Annotated in this window: 5 protein-coding genes and 1 pseudogene; 4 read left to right on the top strand and 2 right to left on the bottom strand. The window is 67.7% G+C overall.

Features of this window, described 5'->3' with window-relative positions; genetic code table 11:
* Positions 1-26 precede the first annotated feature (26 nt).
* Positions 27-1,024: pseudogene (locus ACTOQ2_RS43695) on the bottom strand (IS5 family transposase).
* Here ACTOQ2_RS43695 and ACTOQ2_RS43690 point away from each other — a divergent pair.
* On the top strand, positions 1,005-1,202 hold the full coding sequence (locus ACTOQ2_RS43690) for a hypothetical protein (protein WP_440107892.1): 198 nt from the start codon (positions 1,005-1,007) through the stop codon (positions 1,200-1,202). The pseudogene ACTOQ2_RS43695 and the gene ACTOQ2_RS43690 overlap by 20 nt on opposite strands.
* Positions 1,203-1,267: 65 nt before the next feature.
* Here ACTOQ2_RS43690 and ACTOQ2_RS43685 read toward each other — a convergent pair whose 3' ends face one another.
* A complete protein-coding gene (locus ACTOQ2_RS43685; protein WP_440107890.1) occupies positions 1,268-1,636 on the bottom strand; it encodes a fasciclin domain-containing protein in 369 nt (122 codons plus the stop codon).
* Between the two features lie 1,167 nt (positions 1,637-2,803).
* Here ACTOQ2_RS43685 and ACTOQ2_RS43680 point away from each other — a divergent pair.
* From ACTOQ2_RS43680 to ACTOQ2_RS43670, 3 genes are all read left to right on the top strand, one after another.
* Positions 2,804-3,070 carry a hypothetical protein gene (locus ACTOQ2_RS43680; protein ID WP_440107888.1) on the top strand — a complete coding sequence of 89 codons (267 nt, stop codon included), beginning with the start codon at positions 2,804-2,806 and terminating at the stop codon, positions 3,068-3,070.
* Positions 3,071-3,157: 87 nt separating this feature from the next.
* Positions 3,158-3,349 carry a transposase gene (locus ACTOQ2_RS43675; RefSeq protein ID WP_440107886.1) on the top strand — a complete coding sequence of 64 codons (192 nt, stop codon included), beginning with the start codon at positions 3,158-3,160 and terminating at the stop codon, positions 3,347-3,349.
* Between the two features lie 263 nt (positions 3,350-3,612).
* On the top strand, positions 3,613-4,002 hold the full coding sequence (locus tag ACTOQ2_RS43670) for a DUF3631 domain-containing protein (protein ID WP_440107884.1): 390 nt from the start codon (positions 3,613-3,615) through the stop codon (positions 4,000-4,002).
* The last annotated feature ends 55 nt before the right edge of the window (positions 4,003-4,057 follow it).

Below are 4,057 nucleotides of genomic sequence, written 5' to 3'. Positions count from 1 at the left end.
TTAGGGCCTGTACGGACTTTGAATCTTTAGATGGGTTGAAGGCTTCGGAGCCACAAGATGGCTCCGCGTAGATGAAGGCCCGCGAGGTAGCTTTCGGGGGTCTTGTCGAAGCGGAAGGCCAGCCCGCGCCACTCCTTGAGGCGATTGATGCAGCGTTCGGCCGTGTTGCGCTGCTTGTACAGCTCTGGATCATGGCGGATCGGGCGGCCACCATGGGAACCGCGGTTCTTACGGTTGGCCGCCTGGTCGCTCTTTTCCGGGATGACGGCCTTGATGTGGCGTCGGCGCAGATAGAGGCGGTTGCCGCGGGAGGAGTAAGCCTTGTCGGCGGCCACCGCGGCCGGGCGGGTGCGCGGGCGGCCGACGGGCAGCCGGACCTTGATACGGGCCAGGACGGTGCGAAACTGCGGGCTGTCGCCGGCTTGGCCCGGGGTGAGGACGAAGGACAGCGGACGGCATCGCCGGTCGGCCGACAGGTGGACCTTGCCGGTCAGCCCACCCCGGGAGCGGCCCAGCCCGGCTGCCGTCAGCCGTATTCGGCGCCGCCGTCGTAACCGCCGGCGTTCGTCTTCGCGTTTCCCGTCGTCACCGGGTTCACCGGGTTCGCCGTCTTGGGGGTTTTGCCCCTTTGGTGTAGCCCCTTTTCCTGTTCGGCGGCCTTCTCCAGCGCCTCCAGCAGCGCGGGGTCCATGACCATCCCGGCGGCGTGGTGATGGGCGCGGACGGTGGTGGAATCCACGCTGACCAGATCAAGGTCGGCCTGCCCACGAGCAGCGGCCTCAGCGATCATCGCCTGCATCAGCTCCTCGAAGACGCCCGTGGCCGCCCAGGATCGGAAACGGTCGTAGACCGTCGACCACGGCCCGTACTCCTGGGGCAGATCCCGCCACGAGCTGCCGGTACGAAACCGCCACATCACCGCATTGAACTGCTGCCGCAGGTCCGGAATCGGACCGCGCTCACCCAAGGGCAGATGAGGATCGATCAAGGACCATTCGTCATCGGTGAGCTCTCCACGCGCCATGACCATGGCCTACCAGGGCGGCAAAGCACCGCGCAGGCAAATCCCGCTGATCTCAACCCCGTACAGGCCCCAGCAGCTCTACGACGCGCGTGAGAAGACGGTCCAGGAAATCGCCGACCTCTTCAACATCCCTCGCGGCACCCTTTACGGCTACCTCGACCGGCGGGAGCTGGCGTAGAGCCGCCAGCGTGCACGGCGAGGATCGCGGGCCGCAGGAGCGGCCCGCGGACGGTGACTCGCTCCTCACCCTCCCGGCTTGAGGACGGAGTCGATGAGGTACAGCGTGGCGTTCTTGGTCTGGATGTTGCCGCAAAGGACGTTGGCCTCGTTGACTCTCAAGGTGTCACCCGAGCCGGTGACATGGAGCGTGCCGCCCTGCAGAGTGGTCAGATCGCCCTTCTCTTCCAGGTCGTCCGGAGTGAGACGTCCCTCGACGACGTGGTAAAGCACGACCTTCCGCAGCTCCCCCTGGTTCTCCGTCAGCCTGCGGCGCTCGTCATCGGACATCGCCCGCAGGGCGTCGTTGATGGGCGCGAAGATGGTGACGTTCTCGGTGGAGTTCACCGTGTCCGTCAGCCCTGCCTTCTTGCCCGCGGCCACGAGATCGGACAACTGGGGAATGTGCGAGGCCGCCGTACCCAGCGGCTCCTTCGCGAGCTCGGCGGGACTGCCCGGTCCCGACGCCGCCAGAGAGCAGCGCCCGCCAGTGGGAGACGGCGACGGTGCTCCAGGTGAAGTTCCACCGGTCGGTGGAGTAACCCCTCCACCCGGAGGGCAAGTCGCCGGAGGGTTGTCCACCTTGCACGGGTCCGCCGGGCAAGTCGCCGGAGGGTTGTCCACCTTGCACGGGTCCGCCGGGCAAGTCGCCGGAGGGTTGTCTGCCTTGCACGGGTCGCAAGCCGGCGGAGGGTTGTCAACCGTGCACGGGTACTGGCACCCCGTGGGAGGGTTTTCTAGCTCGCACGGGTTCGACGGGATCTTCGGTTCGCCCGATTCCTTCGGTTCCTGGCTGGGCGATCCGGGTGGAGGTCCCTGGGTGGGCGGTCCCGGAGTGGGGCCCTGAGTAGGCGGCCCCTGAGTGGGTTGACCAGGTGGAGGTCCTTGGGTAGGCGGTCCGGGCGGACTCGGTGGCGACTCATAGAAGGCGCCGTGCGGCGTCTCTGCCGAGCCCTTCGCGATGACGTCGGTCGTCGTGTCGTATACGGCCCACAGCACCGACAAGGCCGCCGCGACCAGAAAGGCGAGAAGACGAGATCTCATGTGCATGCCCCTTTCGCTCCGTTGATGGGCGGCCACGTTCGTCCAGGTGGACGTCACGTGAGCCGACAGCCCAGTGGCAAGGCGAATCCGGCCAACCGGAACCACCAGCACGGCGAAACGGGAAGATCGACACCAGACATTTGCCTGAGGCATCACCCGGTATCCACCTACGCCTGAAGGTGCGATCGCCCGTTACGCCGGGACGGTACATCGGCGGACTACGGGTTCACGCGGTGGCAGCCCTTGTGAGAAGGCCGTCTGCAGCGGCCCCCGCTCATTCAAGGCGCCCGCGTGCCAGGCCGTTCCGGCGTTCGGCACCGAAGGTGCTCACACACTCCCCCGCACGCGGCGACCTCTCCATCATCGGCGAGCGTTCCCCAGCGGCCCCTCAACGTCGGGGAAATCCTGCGACAAAACATCGCTATATCTGGCCAGGTTGATGTCCGGATGCGGACGCCCCTGCCAACCGGGCGTGGTCGCAGGTCGTCTCGCTGGTGCCCCATCTCATGAGGAGTCGACTTGCAATTCCGCTCCATGCTCTCCGCCGCGGCGCTCGCCGCCAGCGGCCTGCTCGTCGCACCAGCCGCAGCTGGTGCCGCCGACGCGTCTACCACCGCCGTGGCCTGCACCTACCAGCGGTCCGGGAACCACTGGGTGTGCATCACCCCGGGAGCGTTCTGCCCGGCCGCCGCTCACAAGAAGTACGGCTACGCCAAGGTCACCAACCGCAAGTACCGGTGCACCCTGACGAGCGGCGACATCCGGTGGAGATGGCACCGCGCCTGACCCATCGGATGCAGCAAAGCGGCCCCACCCTTCCTGGGCGGGGCCGCTTTGCTGTCCTTTGACCTGCGGTTTCTTATCCTGCCCGGCATGTCCAGGTGGGTGGGGACCGGCGGGATCGAGGTGGAGTGCATCGTGCTCAACGGCCGGCAGACGCTCCGCGTGACGTGGGCGGGCGGCCGGAACCGGTACATTGTGGCGTACTGCCGGACGATCCGGGAGCTCTCCCGCCACGTCGACCTCGCGGATCTGGTGGAGGTTGTCACCCTGCCTAGGCGCTGAGCGGGCGGGGCACGCTCCCGGACACTACCCCGGGGGTTGCCCCGCCCTACGCGTGCCGCTCAGCGATTGAGTTCACGCCCACGCGACGATAGCGGGTGCGGGTACACACCGGAGGGCGCCCGGCCGCCGAGGTGGTGCCGTCTCGCCTGCGCGACATCCTCAGCATCCGGTGGGCGTTGCGCTGCACCACTCCGTAGGCCAGCGACACGATCCTCGGCCAGGGCTGGGCCTCACGCGGCTACAACGCGGGCAGCCTCGACCCGATGCAGCGCGGCGCCGGCTACCTGCTCGCCGAAGGATCCCTGCCCTCACCGATGCGGACGTACTACGTCGACGACGACGAGGTGAAGATGCTCATGAAGCGCGCCTACCGGTTCCGCGAGGTGGCCGGGACGCTCCCGCAGGACGACAGCAAGCCCGCGGTGAAACTGCTCAAGGCGGTGCTCGCCGCGATGGGCGACGCCGAGCGGCTGCACACCGCCGACCTGCTCGCCGAGCTCGTCACGCACCCGCCGTACGCCGAGCACGACGCCGCCCAGCTCGCCGAGGAACTCCGCCCGTACGGGGTGACGCCCGGACAGCTCGACGTCGGCGGACGCAACCGCAACGGATACCGCCGCGGCGACGTCCTGCGAGCCCTCGACAGAGCCTAGAACGGCCTCTAGAGAGGATCTAGGGCGGGTCTAGATCTAGGCGGGAGGGGTCTAG

This window comes from Streptosporangium sp. H16, from assembly GCF_051918855.1.
Taxonomy (GTDB): Bacteria; Actinomycetota; Actinomycetes; order Streptosporangiales; family Streptosporangiaceae; genus Streptosporangium.
The sequence above is the reverse complement of the archived record's forward strand: the minus strand, read 5'-3'. Positions and strand labels throughout refer to the sequence as shown.

Bases quoted from the DNA above. Each gene is read 5' to 3' on its own strand.
- ACTOQ2_RS43675 (WP_440107886.1), top strand. From the start codon at position 3,158: ATGTCCAGGTGGGTGGGGACCGGCGGGATCGAGGTGGAGTGCATCGTG.
- ACTOQ2_RS43670 (WP_440107884.1), top strand. From the start codon at position 3,613: ATGCAGCGCGGCGCCGGCTACCTGCTCGCCGAAGGATCCCTGCCCTCA.